Origin of the sequence: Mesorhizobium sp. L103C131B0 (genome assembly GCF_000502275.1) — a bacterium.
Lineage (GTDB): Bacteria > Pseudomonadota > Alphaproteobacteria > Rhizobiales > Rhizobiaceae > Mesorhizobium.
This window is the reverse complement of sequence record NZ_AYXC01000002.1, coordinates 213,085-231,720: the sequence shown is the minus strand read 5'-3', so window position 1 is coordinate 231,720 and position 18,636 is coordinate 213,085. Positions and strand designations below refer to the sequence as shown.

General features: G+C 62.4%; 24 protein-coding genes, 3 tRNA genes and 3 pseudogenes. 23 read left to right on the top strand and 7 right to left on the bottom strand.

All coding sequences use genetic code 11. The features are described from left to right. Positions 1-93: 93 nt before the first annotated feature. Positions 94-169: transfer RNA gene (locus tag X730_RS160010), tRNA-Thr, on the bottom strand. 158 nt (positions 170-327) lie between these two features. Here X730_RS160010 and X730_RS1000000165770 point away from each other — a divergent pair. The 3 genes from X730_RS1000000165770 (at position 328) to X730_RS160020 (ending at position 1,345) form a co-directional block, all read left to right on the top strand. Beyond that, positions 328-495 (top strand): hypothetical protein, encoded by a 168-nt coding sequence (locus X730_RS1000000165770; RefSeq protein ID WP_023729792.1) that lies wholly within the window; start codon positions 328-330, stop codon positions 493-495. A gap of 128 nt (positions 496-623) precedes the next feature. Beyond that, positions 624-833, top strand: coding sequence for a hypothetical protein (locus X730_RS160015; protein ID WP_023729791.1), 210 nt, complete (start codon positions 624-626; stop codon positions 831-833). A gap of 203 nt (positions 834-1,036) precedes the next feature. Beyond that, positions 1,037-1,345 (top strand): BA14K family protein, encoded by a 309-nt coding sequence (locus tag X730_RS160020; RefSeq protein WP_023734388.1) that lies wholly within the window; start codon positions 1,037-1,039, stop codon positions 1,343-1,345. Positions 1,346-1,422: 77 nt separating this feature from the next. On the opposite strand, the gene X730_RS160025 is transcribed toward X730_RS160020, so the two are convergent. Both X730_RS160025 and bhcR read right to left on the bottom strand, forming a co-directional pair. Beyond that, the gene (locus X730_RS160025) at positions 1,423-1,785 is read right to left on the bottom strand and encodes a hypothetical protein (RefSeq protein WP_245261296.1); all 363 of its coding nucleotides are present in this window, start codon (positions 1,783-1,785) and stop codon (positions 1,423-1,425) included. Between the two features lie 47 nt (positions 1,786-1,832). Next, entirely contained in the window at positions 1,833-2,651 is an 819-nt protein-coding gene (gene bhcR, locus X730_RS160030; protein ID WP_023825604.1) for an HTH-type transcriptional regulator BhcR, read from the bottom strand. Positions 2,652-2,855: 204 nt separating this feature from the next. Here bhcR and gcl point away from each other — a divergent pair. The 3 genes and pseudogenes from gcl (at position 2,856) to X730_RS160040 (ending at position 6,712) form a co-directional block, all read left to right on the top strand. Next, a pseudogene (gene gcl / locus X730_RS01000000164165) lies at positions 2,856-4,644 on the top strand (glyoxylate carboligase). A gap of 168 nt (positions 4,645-4,812) precedes the next feature. Beyond that, complete coding sequence (gene hyi / locus X730_RS160035) at positions 4,813-5,610, top strand: hydroxypyruvate isomerase (RefSeq protein ID WP_023825603.1); 798 nt, start codon at positions 4,813-4,815, stop codon at positions 5,608-5,610. A 214-nt stretch (positions 5,611-5,824) separates the two neighbouring features. Continuing rightward, positions 5,825-6,712, top strand: coding sequence for a 2-hydroxy-3-oxopropionate reductase (locus tag X730_RS160040; RefSeq protein WP_023715772.1), 888 nt, complete (start codon positions 5,825-5,827; stop codon positions 6,710-6,712). Between the two features lie 43 nt (positions 6,713-6,755). On the opposite strand, the gene rlmB is transcribed toward X730_RS160040, so the two are convergent. After that, entirely contained in the window at positions 6,756-7,607 is an 852-nt protein-coding gene (gene rlmB, locus X730_RS160045; protein WP_023667451.1) for a 23S rRNA (guanosine(2251)-2'-O)-methyltransferase RlmB, read from the bottom strand. A 210-nt stretch (positions 7,608-7,817) separates the two neighbouring features. Here rlmB and X730_RS160050 point away from each other — a divergent pair. Together X730_RS160050 and X730_RS160055 are read left to right on the top strand one after the other, a co-directional pair. Continuing rightward, a tRNA-Tyr gene (locus tag X730_RS160050) sits at positions 7,818-7,902 on the top strand. Positions 7,903-7,930: 28 nt separating this feature from the next. Continuing rightward, positions 7,931-8,004, top strand: a tRNA-Gly gene (locus X730_RS160055). Between the two features lie 16 nt (positions 8,005-8,020). Here X730_RS160055 and X730_RS160060 read toward each other — a convergent pair. Beyond that, entirely contained in the window at positions 8,021-8,410 is a 390-nt protein-coding gene (locus tag X730_RS160060) for a VOC family protein (RefSeq protein WP_023688409.1), read from the bottom strand. Positions 8,411-8,508: 98 nt separating this feature from the next. Here X730_RS160060 and X730_RS160065 point away from each other — a divergent pair, with 98 nt between their 5' ends. Beyond that, entirely contained in the window at positions 8,509-9,396 is an 888-nt protein-coding gene (locus X730_RS160065; protein WP_023691241.1) for a helix-turn-helix transcriptional regulator, read from the top strand. Here X730_RS160065 and X730_RS160070 read toward each other — a convergent pair. Beyond that, complete coding sequence (locus X730_RS160070) at positions 9,393-9,869, bottom strand: YidB family protein (protein WP_023741371.1); 477 nt, start codon at positions 9,867-9,869, stop codon at positions 9,393-9,395. The two genes, X730_RS160065 and X730_RS160070, sit on opposite strands and share 4 nt — an antisense overlap. Before the next feature lie 130 nt (positions 9,870-9,999). On the opposite strand from X730_RS160070, the gene X730_RS160075 reads away from it, so the two are divergent. After that, a complete protein-coding gene (locus X730_RS160075) occupies positions 10,000-10,257 on the top strand; it encodes a GlsB/YeaQ/YmgE family stress response membrane protein (RefSeq protein WP_023688411.1) in 258 nt (85 codons plus the stop codon). A 99-nt stretch (positions 10,258-10,356) separates the two neighbouring features. Here the strand turns inward: X730_RS160075 and X730_RS0133165 are convergent, their stop codons facing one another. Next, complete coding sequence (locus X730_RS0133165; protein ID WP_245261295.1) at positions 10,357-11,286, bottom strand: DMT family transporter; 930 nt, start codon at positions 11,284-11,286, stop codon at positions 10,357-10,359. Positions 11,287-11,598: 312 nt separating this feature from the next. Between X730_RS0133165 and X730_RS01000000164160 the strand changes: the two are divergent. The 13 genes and pseudogenes from X730_RS01000000164160 (at position 11,599) to rplN (ending at position 18,629) form a co-directional block, all read left to right on the top strand. Continuing rightward, positions 11,599-12,925: pseudogene (locus tag X730_RS01000000164160) on the top strand (elongation factor Tu). A 69-nt stretch (positions 12,926-12,994) separates the two neighbouring features. Next, entirely contained in the window at positions 12,995-13,303 is a 309-nt protein-coding gene (gene rpsJ, locus X730_RS160080) for a 30S ribosomal protein S10 (protein WP_010909272.1), read from the top strand. 61 nt (positions 13,304-13,364) lie between these two features. Beyond that, entirely contained in the window at positions 13,365-14,093 is a 729-nt protein-coding gene (gene rplC, locus X730_RS160085; protein WP_023682606.1) for a 50S ribosomal protein L3, read from the top strand. Further along, positions 14,093-14,713: a 50S ribosomal protein L4 gene (rplD, locus tag X730_RS160090; RefSeq protein ID WP_023672750.1), complete on the top strand. Its 621-nt coding sequence runs from the start codon at positions 14,093-14,095 to the stop codon at positions 14,711-14,713. The genes rplC and rplD overlap by 1 nt, the downstream gene beginning before the upstream one ends. Beyond that, entirely contained in the window at positions 14,710-15,003 is a 294-nt protein-coding gene (locus X730_RS160095; protein ID WP_023672751.1) for a 50S ribosomal protein L23, read from the top strand. The genes rplD and X730_RS160095 overlap by 4 nt, the downstream gene beginning before the upstream one ends. 23 nt (positions 15,004-15,026) lie before the next feature. After that, positions 15,027-15,871 (top strand): annotated as a pseudogene (rplB, locus tag X730_RS01000000164155) (50S ribosomal protein L2). A gap of 16 nt (positions 15,872-15,887) precedes the next feature. Then, the gene (gene rpsS / locus X730_RS160100; RefSeq protein ID WP_006205463.1) at positions 15,888-16,166 is read left to right on the top strand and encodes a 30S ribosomal protein S19; all 279 of its coding nucleotides are present in this window, start codon (positions 15,888-15,890) and stop codon (positions 16,164-16,166) included. Between the two features lie 2 nt (positions 16,167-16,168). Next, on the top strand, positions 16,169-16,558 hold the full coding sequence (gene rplV, locus X730_RS160105; protein WP_006205462.1) for a 50S ribosomal protein L22: 390 nt from the start codon (positions 16,169-16,171) through the stop codon (positions 16,556-16,558). Next, complete coding sequence (rpsC, locus tag X730_RS160110; RefSeq protein ID WP_023672753.1) at positions 16,558-17,283, top strand: 30S ribosomal protein S3; 726 nt, start codon at positions 16,558-16,560, stop codon at positions 17,281-17,283. Before rplV ends, rpsC begins: the two co-directional genes overlap by 1 nt. Positions 17,284-17,309: 26 nt before the next feature. Continuing rightward, positions 17,310-17,723 (top strand): 50S ribosomal protein L16, encoded by a 414-nt coding sequence (rplP, locus tag X730_RS160115; protein ID WP_006205460.1) that lies wholly within the window; start codon positions 17,310-17,312, stop codon positions 17,721-17,723. A gap of 13 nt (positions 17,724-17,736) precedes the next feature. Continuing rightward, complete coding sequence (gene rpmC, locus X730_RS160120) at positions 17,737-17,937, top strand: 50S ribosomal protein L29 (RefSeq protein ID WP_006205459.1); 201 nt, start codon at positions 17,737-17,739, stop codon at positions 17,935-17,937. A gap of 11 nt (positions 17,938-17,948) precedes the next feature. Then, positions 17,949-18,188, top strand: coding sequence for a 30S ribosomal protein S17 (gene rpsQ / locus X730_RS160125; protein WP_010909280.1), 240 nt, complete (start codon positions 17,949-17,951; stop codon positions 18,186-18,188). Between the two features lie 72 nt (positions 18,189-18,260). Next, positions 18,261-18,629 carry a 50S ribosomal protein L14 gene (gene rplN / locus X730_RS160130; RefSeq protein WP_006205457.1) on the top strand — a complete coding sequence of 123 codons (369 nt, stop codon included), beginning with the start codon at positions 18,261-18,263 and terminating at the stop codon, positions 18,627-18,629. Positions 18,630-18,636 lie beyond the last annotated feature (7 nt).

The following is an 18,636-nucleotide window of genomic DNA, read 5'->3' as shown; positions in this document are numbered from 1 at the left end:
TAGCCTGATGCCGCTGCTGCCAGCTGCCCCGAATTGAACTATCGGTCAAGCTTCGAAGGATTCCCCGCCATCCGAAGCTCGAAGAGCGAAGGATGGTGCCCCCGGACGGAATCGAACCGCCGACCTTCGGTTTACAAAACCGCTGCTCTACCAGCTGAGCTACAAGGGCATGGCGCTCCGGTTAGCATATTTCGTGCGCCAGTAAAGACAAAACTCCGTTTTCGATCGCTAATGGACCCCGCCGAGGTGGGCGGGCCGCCATGCTGAAAACCGCCAATGCGATCCCTACATATCTCCCAGGTGCAAACGCATCGAACGGGGTGTCGCATGATCAGACTTGTCATCATCCTGCCGCTTGTCGTCATTGCCTGGCTGCTTGCGGTGAAGCTCATCAGGGACGTGAAGGCCGCCAATGTCGACTGGACCGGCATCGCCGCCATCGTCGGTTTTATCGCGATGGCGTTTTGGCTGCGGCATGTGACTGGGATGGGATGAATGGTGAATGGGCAAACGCCTTTCGGACCATTGACTATTCACAATTCACCCAAAGCCTTCGAACCTTTCACCACGTCACCGCAACTGATCTCCAGAGGCGAATGATCGCCTCGATCAAGGAGATCATCATGTTGAAGCGCACTCTTACTTCGGGCCTGGTCGCCATCTTCCTCGCCAACGGCGCGCTCGCCGGTACCGTCCAGTCGTCCTCCGCTCACGGCCATCATCACCACCATCACAAGCACCACGACAAGCCCTGGTGGTGGTGGAACCATCACCACAAGCATCATCACCACAAGCATCATCATCACCACGGGAAGGTGATCATCTTCCTTTGAGCGAGACGACCTGCCTCGCGGAAAGGGCGGCTTCAGCCGCCCTTTTTTGCGTTGAGCTCTCGATCGATCAGATCATGGTTTCCATCGGCTGATTCCAGCCTCCAAGAAAATCCCAAATTTCTTTCGAACCTTTTTCCGCGCCGAAACGACAGATGATCAAGAGGCGGATGGATCGCCTCTCGCAACGAAACAAGGAGATCGTCATGTTCACGCGCAAAATCGCTTCTGCCCTCATCGCCAGCACCGTCGCCGCCACCTCGCTGGTTGGCACCGTCCAGCCGTCGGCCGCCCACAGCCATCACCACAACCGCGAAATCGGCATCGGCATCGCCGCCGGCGTCGGCGGGTTCGTGCTCGGCAGCCTGCTCAACCAGCAGCCCCGCACCGTCTATGTCGGCGACGAGGGTGGCTCCTGGCACGTCCGCCGCTGCGCCAACCGCTACGCCAGTTACGATCCGTACTCCGACACCTATGTCGGCTATGACGGCTACCGCCACTATTGCCGCCTTTAAGAGGAGGCACGCCCACACGGAAAAGGAGGGGCTGTACGCAGCCCCTCCTTCCTGATTTGAGCGCGCCGCGGTGCGGGCTACGGTTCGGAGATCGGCAATCCCGCTGCACGGCAGATGCGGGCAACACTCGCATTCTGCGATTGATCCCCCATGGCGATGAGTTCGAAGCTGCTTCCTTCATCCGGATAGATCTTGGCGGCGAACGGTTGGTCTGTTGTATGACCACCGGACGACGTCTTTGCAGCGACATGGCCGCAGACCAGGATTTCGCGGCGGCCGTTGATCGTTCGCTCGCCGGCACGCATCTGCCCGAATCTGGCGGATACAGGATCCTGCAAATGCTGGCGAACGCCGATCGTGATTGTCTCCTCCAAAGCGAGCGAGATCGGAATCTCGCTGACTTGCTGGGAGACAGGGGCGGGCTTGGGCGCCGTCGCCACGCATCCGCACAGTGAAGCGGCGAGCAAAAGCTGAAGCGTTTTCCTCATTATGATCGGAACCCGCCGATCATCCTCGTCACCTCAGCAGCGGCGTCGCGCACCAGCGGCCCGATCTCGTCCAGCCGCTCCATCGTCACCCGCACCGTCGGGCCGGAGACTGAGACACCGCCGATCGGCTCGCCGAACTCGTTGAAAATGGCGGCGGCCACGCAGCGCATGCCGGGATGCCGCTCCTCGTCGTCGACCGACCAGCCGCGGTGCTTGATGACAGCCAGGTCATGGGCCAGCGCCGAAATGTCGGACAGCGTCTTGTCGGTGAAGCGCTGCAGGCCCGACTTGCGCAGGATGGCGGCGACGCGTTCCGGCTCGAGCTGCGCCAGCACCGCCTTGCCGATGCCGGAGGCATGGAACGAGCTGCGCGTGCCCGGGCGGAAGAAGGCGCGGATTGCCTGATGCGTCTCGACCTGGCTGACGAAAACGACGCAATCGTCCTCGGCGACGCCGAGATTGGCTGTCTCGCCGGTCTTCTCCATCAATTCCTGCATGACCACGCGGGCGCGATCGACCAGCTTGCGGCGGCGCAGGAAGGCGGCACCCATGCGGTAGGTCTCGACGCCGATCGACCACAGCTGGTCCGATGTATCGAATTCGACCATGCCGTGGCTCTGCAGCGTCGTCAGCATGCGATAGGCGGTGGACGCCGCAAGCTCGCTGCGCGCCGAAATCTCGCTCAGCGACAGGCCGCTGCCTTCGGCGACGATGGCCAAGATGCGCAAGGCCCGGTCGAGCGACTGTACAGAACCGGCCTCGGACGGACCGTTGAAAGCGCGCGGCCGGCCGCGCTGGCGTTTTTCGCTGGTTTCCATGGCGGCATTGTCGCCGGTTTCGCCGAAATCGCAATGAAAAACTTTTTCATCAATTTTGATGGCCGGATTCATGGAAAACGAAAAAGCCAGTGGAATCAGTGTATAGAAGGGGTTTTCTCGAAATGAAAAATTATTCTGAAAAAATTGAAAAATGAAAACGACACTGGCATTGTCAACCAACCAACAATCTTGAGGAGGCTGGACATGGCCAGGATGCGCGCTGTCGATGCAGCGGTTCTCGTTCTCGAAAAGGAAGGCATTTCCTGCGGCTTCGGCGTGCCGGGCGCGGCGATCAATCCGTTCTATTCGGCGCTGAAGGCGAGGGGCTCGATCCGCCACATCCTGGCGCGCCATGTCGAGGCGGCCTCGCATATGGCCGAGGGCTACACGAGAGCTAAATCAGGCAATATCGGGCTGTGCATCGGCACGTCGGGCCCGGCCGGCACCGACATGGTCACCGGGCTCTATTCGGCGGCGGCGGACTCCATCCCGATCCTGTGCATCACTGGTCAGGCGCCGCGGGCACGGCTCAACAAGGAGGATTTCCAGGCGGTCGATATCGCCGCCATAGCCGCACCCGTCGCCAAATGGGCGGTCACGGTCATGGAGCCCTATATCGTGCCGATGGCGCTGCAGAAGGCATTTCACCTGATGCGCTCGTCGCGACCGGGCCCGGTGCTCATCGACCTGCCGGTCGACGTGCAATTGGCCGAGATCGAATTCGATATCGATGCCTATGAACCGCTGGTCCCGTTCAAGCCGGCAATGTCGCGCGCCCAGGCCGAAAAGGCCTTGGCGATGCTCAATGCCGCGGAAAAGCCGCTGATCGTCGCCGGCGGCGGCATCATCAACGCCGATGCGTCGGATCTGTTGATCGAATTCGCCGAGATAACGGGCGTGCCGGTCATCCCGACGCTAATGGGCTGGGGCGCGATCCCCGACGACCACCGGCTGATGGCCGGCATGTGCGGGCTGCAGACCTCGCATCGCTACGGCAATGCGACGATGTTGGAAGCCGATTTCGTCTTTGGCATCGGCAATCGCTGGGCCAACCGCCACACCGGTTCGGTCGATGTCTACACCAAGGGCAAGAAATTCATCCATGTCGACATCGAACCGACCCAGATCGGCCGGGTGTTCGCGCCGGATCTCGGCGTCGTCTCGGACGCCGGTGCGGCACTGAAGATGCTGCTCGACGTCGCCACCGAATGGAAGACGGCAGGAAAGCTGCGCGACTGGTCGGGCTGGGCGAAGGAATGCCAGACNCCAGACCCGCAAGAAGACGATGAAGCGCAAGACGCATTTCGAGCAGGTGCCGCTGAAGCCGCAGCGCGTCTATGAGGAGATGAACAAGGCGTTCGGCCGTGACACCACCTACGTCACCACGATCGGCCTCTCGCAGATCGCCGGGGCGCAGTTCCTGCATGTCTACAAGCCGCGCAACTGGATCAATTGCGGCCAGGCCGGCCCGCTCGGCTGGACGCTGCCGGCAGCGCTTGGCGTGCGCGCCGCCGATCCGGATCGCACCATCGTGGCGCTGTCGGGCGACTACGACTTCCAGTTCATGATCGAGGAACTGGCGGCCGGCGCACAGCACAAACTGCCGTATATCCATGTCGTCGTGAACAATGCCTATCTCGGCCTGATCCGCCAGGCGCAGCGCGGTTTTGCGATGGATTTCGAGGTGAGCCTGGCCTTCGAGAACGTCAACCGCGCCAACGATCCGGAGGCCGGCTACGGCGTCGACCATGTCGCGGTCGCAGAAGCGATGGGCTGCAAGGCGGTCCGGGTGCGCAAACCGGAAGAGTTCGCCGGCGCGTTCAAGGAAGCGCAGCGGCTGATGAAGGAATACCAGGTGCCGGTGGTGCTCGAATTCATCCTCGAGCGCGTCACCAACATTTCCATGGGCACGGAAATCGACAAGATCACCGAATTCGAGGACCTTGCCGAAAGCCATGAGGATGCGCCGACGGCGATTGTGTTGCTCGATTAGGCGCGCCGATATTCAGGTGAGACAGGCCTGCAAACGGCGCCTTCCTGCGCTTCCGGTGCTCACGTACAGAAAGTACGTTCCGCTCCGGTTCTCGAAAGTCACCGTTTTCGACTCTGCCCGACCTGAATCTCAACACGCCTAGGGCCAAGCAGAAGAAGGAGAAAAAGAGTGCCGCGTTTTTCAGCCAATCTGTCGATGCTCTTTGGCGAGCATGAGTTCCTCGATCGCTTCGATGCCGCAGCCCGCGCCGGCTTCAAGGGCGTCGAATATATCGGCCCCTATGATCATACGCCTGACGTGGTCGCGGCCCGGCTGAAGAAGAACGGCCTGACACAGGTGCTGTTCAACCTCCCGGCCGGCGACTGGGGCAACGGCGAGCGCGGCATCGCGGTTTTGCCCGACCGCGCGCCGGAATTCCGGCAAGGCATCGCCAAGGCGATCAGCTATGCCCATGCGCTCGGCTGCGAGCAGGTCAATTGCCTCGCCGGCATCGCGCCGCAGGGCGTGGATCGTTCGGTGCTGGAAAATACTTTAGCCGAGAACCTCGCGTTTGCAGCCGAGAAACTGGAGCAGGCCGGCATCCGGCTTTTGATCGAGCCGATCAATACCCGCGACATCCCGGGCTTCTTCCTGAACTATTCGAACCAGGCGCTGGCGCTGATCGACCGCGTCGGCTCGAAGAACCTCTATTTGCAATACGACATCTATCACATGCAGATCATGGAGGGGGATCTCGCCCGTACCATCGAGGCCAACCTCGGCCGCATCGCGCATATCCAGCTTGCGGACAATCCCGGCCGTCACGAGCCGGGGACGGGCGAGATCAATTATCCCTTCCTCTACGAGCATATCGACAGGATCGGCTATTCCGGCTGGGTCGGAGCGGAATACAAACCGAAGGCGGGGACGGAGGCTGGGCTGGGGTGGTTTCGGGAGCTTAACGGGCAGGGGAGTGCCGCGGCTTAGCTGTTACGATTGAAGGCGCGTTCCTTCGCGCCCCCCTCTGGCCTGCCGCCCATCTCCCCCACAGGTGGGGAGATCGGACGTCATCCCGGCTTTCGCTCCCCAACATTGCAGGGTGAGCGAGGCGCCGAAACTGCCAATCTCCCCACAAGTGGGGGAGATGGCCGGCAGGCCAGAGGGGGTGCGAAGGAACTCAGCCTCAACAAAGGAGAAAACAATGGAAACCATCGGCTTCATCGGCCTTGGCATCATGGGCGCGCCGATGGCGGGGCATCTCCTGGATGCCGGCTACGCCGTCATTGCCAGCGACCACCGCTCGAAGCCGCCGGCCGATCTCGTCGCCAAGGGCTTGAGAAGCATCACCGGCCACGCGGCAGTGGCGAAGGCCGCGGATATCATCATCACCATGGTTCCCGACACCCCGCAGGTAGCCGAGGTGCTGTTCGGCGAGAACGGTGTCGCTTCCGGCCTGAGCAAGGGCAAGCTGGTCATCGACATGAGCTCGATCTCGCCGATCGAGACCAAGGTTTTCGCCAAGAAAATCAACGATCTCGGCTGCGACTATCTTGACGCGCCGGTGTCGGGCGGCGAGGTCGGCGCAAAGGCGGCGTCCCTGACCATCATGGTCGGCGGCGAGGACAAGGCGTTCGAGCGCGCCAAGCCCGTGTTCGAAAAGATGGGCAAGAACGTCACGCTTGTCGGCCCGAACGGCGTCGGCCAGACCACCAAGGTTGCCAACCAGATCGTCGTAGCCCTGACCATCGAGGCGGTCGCCGAGGCGCTGGTCTTTGCCGCAAAAGCCGGCGCCGACCCCGCCAAGGTCCGGCAGGCGCTGATGGGCGGGCTGGCGGCATCGCGCATCCTCGAGGTGCATGGCGAGCGCATGATAAAGCGCACCTTCGCGCCGGGCTTCCGCATCGAACTGCACCAGAAGGATCTCAGCCTGGCGCTGGAAGGCGCCAAGGCGCTCGGCGTCTCATTGCCCAACACCTCGACGACGCAGCAGCTGTTCAACTCGTGCGCGGCGAATGGCGGGGCGAAAGAGGATCATTCGGCGCTGGTGCGGGCGCTGGAGCGGATGGCGGGGCATGAAGTGGGTGAATAGTGAACGGTGACGGTAAGAACGCTTTCCATTCAGCATTCACTATTCACTTTCCAAGGAACTTCCGTGCCGCATAAAGGCTCACCGCCGCGGCGTTCGACACGTTGAGCGAGCGGATGGCGCCGGGCATGTCGAGGCGGGCGAGTGTCGTCACCGTCTCGCGCGTCTTCTGGCGCAGGCCCTTGCCTTCGGCGCCGAGCACCAGGGCTATCTTTTCGCCTGAAAAACTCGTTTCGAGTTCGGCCGGCCCGTCCGAATCGAGGCCGATGGTCTGGAAGCCGGCTTCGTGCAGCTGTTCCAGCGCGTCGGCGAGGTTCTTCACCTCGACCTGGTCGATATGTTCCAGCGCGCCGGAGGCGGATTTGGCCAGCACGCCGGATTCCTGCGGGCTGTGGCGGGCCGTGGTGATCAGCGCACCGGCGCCGAAGGCGACCGCCGAGCGCAGGATGGCGCCGACATTGTGCGGGTCGGTGACCTGGTCGAGCACCAGCACCAGTTTGGTATCGCCGAGCGCGTCAAGGCGCTTGGGCTTCAGCGGCTCGGCCTCGATCAGCACGCCCTGGTGGACGGCGTCCGAACCGGTGATCTTGTCGATGTCCTTCGGCTCGACCAGTTCGGCCTTGAACGGCAAAGCGGCGAGGTCGGCGATCGCCAGCCGCTCGGCGGCATTGCGCGTCACCAACATCTTTCTGATCCGCCGGCGCGGATTGTCGAGCGCGGCGCGCACCGTGTGCAGGCCATAAAGCCGCACCAGCCCGTCGGCGGCGTTCTCGCCCGGCGGCACCGGCTGGCGCGGCCGGAAGGCAGGCGCGCCGCCGGCCTTCTCGTCGCGATGGGCGCGACGCAGCTTGGCGTAGTGGGTGTCTTTGGCGGTCTTGGGCGTGTTGTCATTGCTCATGGCCGGCTTCTATAGCCGCGTCGCCGGGCCATGGATACAGGCAGAAAGCCGGCTTGCCGGGTGAGCTGTCAAAATCAGCGCATTTTGCCTTGCGGTGCGGTTGACACCCACTGGCCTTGCCGCCATAAGGCGCTTCGCTGATTTCGGACAAAACCCCGGTTTCGACCTGATCGGCGAGAATGCCTCGTTGCAAGGCTTCGACGGCAGGCTGGAGAGGTGCCCGAGTGGTTAAAGGGGACGGACTGTAAATCCGTTAGCTTAGCTTACGTTGGTTCGAATCCAACCCTCTCCACCACTGCCAGCCCGCGAACCTTGAGGACGATGCGGGTATAGCTCAGTGGTAGAGCAGCAGCCTTCCAAGCTGAATATGCGGGTTCGATTCCCGCTACCCGCTCCAAACTCCCCACTCCGCATCAGATCTCAGCGAATATCTCGACAACGTTGCCGTCCGGATCGCGGAAGAACACTGTCCTGTGGCCCCATTCCTGGTCGGTGAGCGGCAGGACCGGCTGCACGCCCTTGGCCTGAAGCGCCTCGGCGCAAGCAGCGACCATCTCCGGCGCCACCCGGAATGCCAGCTGAAGCGACAGCGCATCCCGCTGCTGCGGCGTGTCGTTGAACATCATGCCGAGGCTGGTCAAGGCCAGCGTGTTCGGGCCGACCCGATATTCGATCCACCTGTCGCCGAGTTCGCGCTGCAGATCAAATTCCATCACATCCCCGTAGAAGTGCCGCATGGCGGCCATGTCGCGGGCGAAGATGACGGTGTAGTCGATCTGACGGATTTCATTGAGCGCATTCATTGTCGAAGTCCCGTGGGCTGATGTTCGATCGCCCGCAACCTAGCTTTCCTTTAAAGTAGTACAAGACTATAGCTTATACTGGTATCGGAGGTGACTGCATGCCATACGACGGCCCACGGCACGATGAGCTTGCCCGCTTCCTGCGCGAGCGGCGGGACCGCTTGCCGCGGATCGATGGCGCCAATGGCCGCCGCCGGGCGCCGGGCCTCAGGCGCGAAGAGGTCGCCGCCGAGGCGGGGATCAGCACCACCTGGTACACCTGGCTCGAGCAGGGACGGGAGGTGAACGCGTCGCCGCAGGTGCTTCGCTCGCTGGCGCGGGTGCTGAGACTGAGCCGGTCGGAGCAGGCCTATCTCTTCCAATTGGCGCGGCCCGATCTCGATTGGCGAAACCGGCTCGGCGCGCAAGGCCTGCCCAGCGCGCCGTTGCTCAGCCTGCTCGACGGGCTGGCGCCGCACCCGGCATATGTCGTCAATCGCTACTGGCAGGTCGTCGCCTGTAACCATCCGGCGGCGGTGCTGCTTGGGGATTTCGAGACGGATGATGAGTGGTCCGGCAGCCTGCTCGCCCGGCTGTTTCTCGACCTGGAATGGCGGCAGCGCTTTGTCGACTGGCCGGAGGTTTCGCGCTCGGCGGCGGCGCAGTTCCGGCTTGCCACTGTCGCCATGACTCGCGATCCGGTGCTGGCTGCGCTGGTTTCGTCACTGGAAGCGGCAAGCGAAGCGTTCGCCACGTGCTGGAACAGCCGCGACATCGCCGAGCCACCGATCTGGCGGAAATCCATCCGGCACCCTGTCGCCGGCGCGATGTCGTTCGATTTCGCCACGCTGCAGCCGGGCGGCCGCGACAGTGATTTCTCGGTTTCCGTCTACACGCCGGTCGATGCGTCGACTGCCAGGCGGTTCGCGGCGCTGGTCGCAGCAACGCCCGACAGCCGCAAGGCGGTGCCGGGCGTGTTTGCGCGTGATGCAGGCGCAGAAGTCTAGCTGTTGAAGGCGGACGCGACCTGGTGTTGCTGCGGCACCTGTCCGTTCGGCGTCAGTCTGTCGACAATGCCGGGCAGGGCTGTGGACAATTGCTTGAGCAACTCCTGCTCGTCCAGTCCTGTCCTTTGCGCGATCTCTCGAATGACCTGCGGGCCGATCGCCTTGCCGAGATCATTGGCGTTGATCGGCTGGTTCTGTCCGGTGCCGACCCAGGAGTCAGCGACATTGCCTTGGCCGGCATTCTTGAGCTTGTCGAGCAGTCCGCCCAGTCCGCCGAGCAGGCCGCCGTCGCTGGAGGCCGTGGTTCCGGTGGGGGCTGGCGTTTGAGGCTGAGCGGGTTCGCCCGTCTCTCCGGCACTCGTCTGTTCGGCGCTTCTGCCGCTCAGCATCTTTCCCACCAGAAGCGCGCCGAGCGCGATCATCAGCGGTTTGGTGATGTTGCCGCCGGGTACGGCGTTGTCAAAGAGTCCCATAGGTCAATCCTCCATAACGACCAAGCCCGTCCCGCCGGCTACAATGGACCATGCGGGCGGAATTTCAAGTTGGCTTGAGCTTTTGACAATCATGTGACCATGATCGGCGGGCGGGGAATGGAGAGGAAAAATGGGCATTATCAGCTGGATCATCCTCGGCGTCATCGCCGGCTTTATCGGCAGCAAGATCGTCAACAAGACCGGCCAGGGCCTGATCATGGATATCGTGCTCGGCATTGTCGGCGCCATCGTCGGAGGGCTGATCTTCAGCGCCTTTGGCGCCACGGGCGTGACCGGCCTCAACATCTGGAGCCTGATCGTCGCCATCATCGGCGCGGTGGTCGTGCTGTGGGCCTATCACCAGTTCTCCGGCAAGCGAACGCTTTAGGCACTAGTCTGCCGACTGGCTGACCGCAGGACGGCCAAACCTGCTTCGACGCGTTGACTTGAAGGTCAGGCGACGACGGTCAGCCTGCGCTTGCGTTCATCAAGCGAGACGATGGTCAGCCCGCTCGCAACCACCAGCAGGATGCCGCAGACCGCCAGGGCATTCGGGAACTGGCCGAACACCAGAACGCCTGAGNCCGCTCGCAACCACCAGCAGGATGCCGCAGACCGCCAGGGCATTCGGGAACTGGCCGAACACCAGAACGCCTGAGATGACCGCCCAGACGGTGAAGCAGTAGTAGAACGGCGCCACGACGCCGGTGGGACCGACGCGATAGGCCATGAAGATGAAGAAATGGCCGAAGATCAGGAAAAATCCGGCGCCGGCCATGAGCAGCAGGTGCCGGGCTTCCGGCATCACCCAGCGCTCGGAAACGAGATGCGCGGCGCCCGCGCCGATCAGCACCACCACGACGGCGGAAATGGCGACGATCATGCCCGGCACCTCGGCCGCGACCCGCCTGCCGGCAAGATCGCGCGCCGCCGCCAATGCCGCGTTGCCGAGCGCCAGCAACGCATAGACCGAGATGCCCTGCATGGTCGGCTGGGCCACCATGAGCGCACCGATGAAGCCAAGCCCGATCAGCGCCATGCGCACGCCGCCGATCCGTTCGCCGAACAGGATGGAGGAGCCGACCAGCATCAAAAGCGGGGTGATCTGCCCGAGTGCGGTCGAATCGGCGATCTGCATGTTGGCCAGCGCCACGACGTAGCAAAGGATGGCCGCCAGCTCGAGCAGGTTGCGGCGCAGCACGCGTTTGTCGAAGATCAATGGAATCTGCCTGCCATAGCCCAGCAGGAACAGCAGCGGCATGCCCCATAGCGTGGCCGCGACCCCGCGCAGGAACAGCACTTCATAGGACGGCAAGCCCGCGGTCGCGAGTTTCATCATCGTGTCGTTGACGAGGTACGACCCCGTCGAAACGATCATGAACAGCGGGCCGCGTATGGAGGTCGGTATGAATTGCATGGGGCAACCAAATCAGACCGCCGCCGTAGCGGCAATGGGCCAGGCGCTGGCTGCACATCCGGCAGGCAAAGGCCAGGACATGGGCGGGACAGGACATGGGCGGGAATAGCAAACAGGTGCTGGAGCCCGCAGCCCCCATTTCATTTCCGCTCGCGCGTTCCTATATCAGCGCCACATCCCGCAATCGGATCATCGGTTCGCACCGAGTGGACAGCGCACCCGGCCACAAGGCACTTGTGTTTTTCGGCCGTAGTCGCTAATCGCCCCGCATTCGACTGAACTGAAGGTCAAGGCCGTCCAAGGAAAGAGACTATGGCAAAAGGTAAATTCGAGCGTAACAAGCCTCATGTGAACATTGGCACGATTGGCCACGTCGATCATGGCAAGACGTCGCTGACGGCGGCGATCACGAAGTATTTTGGCGAGTACAAGCGCTACGACCAGATCGATGCGGCGCCCGAAGAGAAGGCCCGCGGCATCACGATTTCGACGGCGCACGTCGAATACGAGACNTGACCAGATCGATGCGGCGCCCGAAGAGAAGGCCCGCGGCATCACGATTTCGACGGCGCACGTCGAATACGAGACGGCAGCGCGCCACTACGCCCATGTCGACTGCCCCGGCCACGCCGACTATGTGAAGAACATGATCACGGGTGCTGCGCAGATGGACGGCGCGATCCTGGTCGTGTCGGCCGCCGACGGCCCGATGCCGCAGACCCGCGAGCACATCCTGCTTGCCCGTCAGGTCGGCGTGCCGTCGATCGTGGTGTTCCTGAACAAGGTCGACCAGGTCGACGATGCCGAGCTGCTCGAACTGGTCGAGCTCGAGGTTCGCGAGCTTCTGTCGAAGAACGAGTTCCCCGGCGACGACATTCCGATCGTCAAGGGTTCGGCGCTGGCTGCTCTGGAAGATTCCAACAAGACCATCGGCGAAGATGCGATCCGCGAGTTGATGGCTGCGGTCGATGCCTATATCNCTCTGGAAGATTCCAACAAGACCATCGGCGAAGATGCGATCCGCGAGTTGATGGCTGCGGTCGATGCCTATATCCCGACGCCGGTTCGTCCGCTGGACAAGCCGTTCCTGATGCCGATCGAAGACGTGTTCTCGATCTCGGGCCGTGGCACGGTCGTGACCGGCCGCGTCGAGCGCGGCATCGTCAAGGTCGGCGAGGAACTGGAAATCATCGGCATCCGCCCGACGACCAAGACGACCTGCACGGGCGTCGAGATGTTCCGCAAGCTGCTCGATCAGGGCCAGGCCGGCGACAACATCGGCGCGCTGCTGCGCGGCGTTGATCGTGAAGGCGTCGAGCGCGGCCAGGTTCTGGCCAAGCCCGGTACGGTGAAGCCGCACAAGAAGTTCGTGGCCGAAGCCTACATCCTGACCAAGGACGAAGGTGGCCGTCACACGCCGTTCTTCACCAACTACCGTCCGCAGTTCTACTTCCGCACGACCGACGTGACCGGCATCGTGTCGCTGCCGGAAGGCACGGAAATGGTTATGCCCGGCGACAACATCACGGTCGATGTCGAGCTGATCGTGCCGATCGCCATGGAAGAGAAGCTGCGCTTCGCCATCCGTGAAGGCGGCCGCACCGTCGGTGCCGGCATCGTCGTCACCATCAAAGAGTAATTTGGACTTAAACCGATCTGTCGCGGGCGCAGGATTTGCCCGCGCCGCGCCAGAACAAGGAAGTGACGCATGAACGGACAGAATATCCGCATCCGCCTGAAGGCGTTTGATCACCGCGTGCTTGACGCCTCGACGAAAGAAATCGTGTCGACGGCCAAGCGCACCGGAGCAAACGTCCGCGGCCCCATTCCGCTGCCGACGCGGATCGAAAAGTTCACGGTCAACCGGTCGCCTCACGTCGACAAGAAGAGCCGCGAGCAGTTCGAGATGCGCACGCACAAGCGTCTGCTCGACATCGTCGATCCGACCCCGCAGACGGTCGATGCTTTGATGAAGCTCGATCTGGCCGCCGGTGTCGACGTCGAGATCAAGCTCTAAGGGAATGAGAGCGCGGTAAGGGGCGGTGCCCCTGGCCCGGAACTCTAAAGGAATTGAACCGATGCGTTCAGGTGTGATTGCAAAGAAGGTGGGAATGACCCGCATCTATAATGATGCCGGGGAACATGTTCCCGTCACCGTTCTCCAGATGGAGAACTGCCAGGTCGTGGCTCAGCGCACGCAGGAGAAGAACGGCTATACCGCCGTCCAGCTCGGCGTTGGCCTTGCCAAGGTGAAGAACACGTCGAAGGCGATGCGCGGCCATTTCGCGACCGCTTCCGTCGAGCCGAAGGCGAAGGTCGCCGAGTTCCGCGTCTCCGCCGACAACATGATCGATGTCGGCGCCGAGATCACCGTCGAGCACTTCGTCGCCGGCCAGAAGGTCGATGTGACGGGCACGACGATCGGCAAGGGTTTCCAGGGCGTCATCAAGCGCCATCACATGGGTGGTGGCCGCGCGACGCACGGTAACTCGGTTTCGCACCGTACGCACGGTTCGACCGGCCAGCGTCAGGACCCGGGCAAAGTGTTCAAGGGCAAGCATATGGCTGGCCACATGGGCGACACCCGCGTCACCACACAGAATGTCGAGATCGTTTCGACCGACGCCGACCGCGGCCTGATCCTGATCCGCGGTGCGGTTCCCGGATCGAAGGGCGCCTGGATCCTGGTCCGCGATGCGGCCAAGGTGGCACTGCCGGCCAACGCGCCGAAGCCTGCCGCGATCCGCGCCGTTGCCGCCGAGAGTGGCGCCAAGAACGAGGCTCCGGCCGCAGAGGGAGCAGAATAATGGATCTCAAGATCACAACGCTTGGCGGCAAGGACGCCGGCAAGGTGAAACTCTCCGAGGAGATTTTCGGCCTTGATCCGCGCGAGGACATCCTGCAGCGCGTCGTGCGCTGGCAGCTGGCCAAACGGCAGCAGGGCACGCACAAGGCCAAGGGCCGCGCCGAAATCGCGCGCACCGGCGCCAAGATGTACAAGCAGAAGGGTACGGGCCGCGCCCGTCACCATTCGGCACGCGCTCCGCAGTTCCGCGGCGGCGGCAAGGCCCACGGCCCGGTCGTTCGCAGCCACGAGCACGATCTGCCGAAGAAGGTGCGCGCTCTGGGCTTGCGGCATGCTCTCTCGGCCAAGGCCAAGAGCGCGTCGATCATCATCATCGACGAGCTGAAGCTGACCGAGGCCAAGACGAAGGCGCTGATCGCGAATTTCGCGACACTGGGCCTGACCAACGCCTTGGTGATCGGCGGTGCCGAGCTTGACCAGAACTTCAAGCTGGCGGCGACCAACATCCCGAACATCGACGTGCTGCCCATCCAGGGCATCAACGTCTACGACATTCTGCGCCGCGGCACGCTGGTCCTTTCGAAGGCCGCCGTCGAGGCTCTCGAGGAGCGCTTTAAATGACCGACCTCCGTCATTACGACGTGATCGTCTCGCCGGCGATCACGGAAAAGTCGACCATGGCTTCCGAGAACAACCAGGTTGTTTTCAACGTCGCCAAGAAGGCGTCGAAGCCGGAAATCAAGGCCGCTGTCGAAGCGCTGTTTGGCGTCAAGGTTACGGCCGTGAACACGCTTGTCCGCAAGGGCAAGATCAAGCGCTTCCGCGGCACGATCGGCCGCCAGAGCGACGTCAAGAAGGCGATTGTGACACTGGCCGACGGCCAGTCGATCGACGTCGCGACGGGTCTCTGAGCTAGGCCGCGAGGACAACAAACATGGCACTTAAAAAATTCAACCCGGTAACGCCGAGCACCCGCCAGTTGGTCATCGTCGACCGCTCGGGCCTCTACAAGGGCAAGCCCGTCAAGGGACTGACCGAAGGCCTGACCAAGTCGGGCGGCCGCAACAATCACGGCCGCATCACGGCCCGCTTCATCGGCGGCGGTCATAAGCGTTCGTACCGCATCATCGACTTCAAGCGCCGCAAGTTCGACGTCGTCGGCACGGTCGAGCGCATTGAATACGATCCGAACCGCACCGCCTTCATCGCGCTGATCAAGTATGACGATGGCGAGCTGTCCTACATCATCGCTCCGCAGCGCCTTGCCGCCGGCGACAAGATCGTGGCCGGTGAATCGGTCGACGTGAAGCCAGGCAATGCGATGCCGCTGGCCTCGATGCCGGTCGGCACGATCGTCCATAACATCGAGCTGAAGCCGGGCAAGGGCGCCCAGGTTGCCCGCTCGGCAGGTGGCTACGGACAGCTGGTCGGTCGCGACCAGGGCATGGCGATCCTGCGCCTCAACTCGGGCGAGCAGCGGGTCGTTCACGGCTCCTGCATGGCCACCGTCGGCGCCGTGTCGAACCCCGACCACGGCAACATCAACGACGGCAAGGCCGGCCGCACGGTCTGGCGCGGCAAGCGCCCGCACAATCGCGGCGTGACCATGAACCCGGTCGACCATCCGCATGGCGGTGGTGAAGGCCGCACCTCCGGTGGCCGTCATCCGGTCAGCCCGTGGGGAAAGCCGACCAAGGGCAAGAAGACGCGGTCCAACAAGGCGACCGACNGGCGACCGACAAGTTCATCCTGCGCTCGCGCCATCAGCGCAAGAGCTAAGAAGAGGTAACGCCAAGTGACTCGTTCTATTTGGAAAGGCCCCTTCATCGACGGCTACCTTCTCAAGAAGGTGGACAAGGTTCGTGAAGGTGGTCGCAATGAGGTGATCAAGATGTGGAGCCGTCGCTCCACCATCCTGCCGCAGTTCGTCGGCTTCACCTTCGGTGTCTACAACGGCCAGAAGCATGTTCCCGTCTCGGTGAACGAGGACATGGTCGGTCACAAGTTCGGTGAATTCGCTCCGACCCGGACCTATTACGGTCACGGCGCGGATAAGAAGGCGAAGAGGAAATAATCATGGGCAAGGCCAAAGCTCCGCGCAGGCTTGCTGACAACGAAGCGCGCGCCGTTCTGCGCACGATCCGTATCAGCCCGCAGAAGCTGAACCTGGTTGCCGCGCTGATCCGCGGCAAGAAGGTCGCGACAGCGCTTTCCGATCTCGAATTCTCGGCCAAGCGGATTTCCGGCACGGTCAAGAAGACGCTGGAATCGGCGATCGCCAACGCGGAAAACAACCACGACCTCGACGTCGATGCACTGATCGTGGCGGAAGCCTATGTCGGCAAGTCGATCGTCATGAAGCGGTTCCATGCTCGTGGCCGCGGTCGCGCCAGCCGTATAGAAAAGCCGTTCTCGCACCTCACGATCGTCGTTCGTGAAGTCGAAGAAAAAGGGGAGGCCGCATAATGGGTCAGAAAGTCAATCCGATCGGTCTGCGCCTCGGCATCAACCGCACCTGGGATTCGCGCTGGTTCGCGAACACCGGCGAGTACGGCAAGCTGCTGCATGAGGACATCAAGATCCGCAAATATCTTGAAAAGGAACTCAAGCAGGCTGCGATTTCCAAGGTCGTGATCGAGCGCCCGCACAAGAAGTGCCGCGTCACCATCCATGCGGCGCGCCCGGGCCTGATCATCGGCAAGAAGGGCGCCGACATCGAAAAGCTTCGCAAGAAGCTGATGGAGATGACGAAGTCCGAGACGCACTTGAACATCGTTGAAGTGCGCAAGCCGGAAATCGACGCAACCCTGGTCGCCCAGTCGATCGCCCAGCAGCTCGAGCGTCGTATCGCGTTCCGCCGCGCCATGAAGCGCGCCGTTCAGTCGGCGATGCGCCTGGGCGCCGAAGGCATCCGCATCAACTGCGCCGGCCGTCTCGGCGGCGCAGAGATTGCACGCATGGAATGGTACCGCGAAGGCCGCGTGCCGCTGCATACGCTGCGCGCCGATGTCGACTATGGCACGGCCGAAGCGCATACGGCTTACGGCATCTGCGGCGTCAAGGTCTGGGTGTTCAAGGGCGAAATCCTCGAGCACGATCCGATGGCTTCGGAGCGTCGCGCGACCGAGGGTGATGCTGCGCATGGCGGTGGTGGTGATCGCGAACGCGGTCGTCGTCGCGAAAACGCCTGATTATTTAGGAATTTGGAGTTAGAACGATGCTGCAGCCAAAGCGCACAAAGTTCCGCAAGCAGTTCAAGGGCCGTATCCATGGTACCGCAAAGGGCGGCACCAACCTGGATTTCGGTGGTTTCGGGCTGAAGGCGCTTGAGCCGAACCGCGTCACCGCGCGTGAGATCGAGGCGGCCCGCCGCGCGATCACTCGTGAGATGAAGCGTGCCGGCCGCGTGTGGATCCGTATTTTCCCTGATGTGCCGGTGACGTCGAAGCCGACTGAAGTGCGCATGGGCAAGGGCAAGGGCGCTGTCGATTACTGGGCGGCGCGCGTCAAGCCGGGCCGCATCATGTTCGAGATCGACGGCGTCAACGAAGAAACCGCCCGTGAGGCGCTGCGTCTCGGCGCGGCCAAGCTCTCGGTCAGGACGCGCTTCGTACAGCGCATCGCAGAATAAGGACGGGCTGATCATGAAAGCCGAAGACATCCGGACCAAGACCCAGGACCAGCTGACCGACGATCTGGCCAGCCTGAAGAAGGAGCAGTTCAACCTGCGCTTCCAGAAGGCCACCGGCCAGCTCGAGAAGACCGCGCGCGTGCGGCAGGTTCGCAAGGACATTGCGCGTATCAAGACCATCGCTGCGGAAAAGTCCGCGGCCAAGAAGGCTTAAGGACGAAAATCATGCCAAAGCGCATTCTGCAGGGCACTGTCGTCAGCGACAAGAACGAGAAGACGGTAGTCGTCAAGGTCGAACGGCGCTTCACGCATCCCGTGATGAAGAAGACCGTGCGCATGACCAAGAAGTACAAGGCGCACGACGAGAACAACGCCCACAAGGTCGGCGATCAGGTGTTCATCCAGGAATCGAAGCCGATTTCCAAGGACAAGCGCTGGATCGTCGTGTCTTCGGACCAGGCGTAACAAACCGAATTTTGGACAGACCGGGGAGGGGCTTTGAGCCCGTCCCGTTAGAAGAGAAGAAGGCGGCCAGTCATGATTCAGATGCAAACAAACCTCGACGTCGCGGATAATTCCGGCGCCCGTCGTGTCATGTGCATCAAGGTGCTGGGCGGCTCGAAGCGGAAATACGCTTCCGTAGGCGACATCATCGTGGTGTCGATCAAGGAAGCCATTCCGCGCGGCCGCGTTAAGAAGGGCGATGTGATGAAGGCGGTCGTGGTTCGCACGGCCAAGGACATCCGCCGCCCGGACGGCAGCGTGATCCGTTTCGACAAGAACGCGGCCGTTCTCGTCGACAACAAGAAAGAGCCGATCGGCACGCGTATCTTCGGACCGGTTCCGCGCGAACTCCGCGCCAAGAACCACATGAAGATCATCTCGCTCGCGCCTGAAGTGCTGTAAGGAGCCG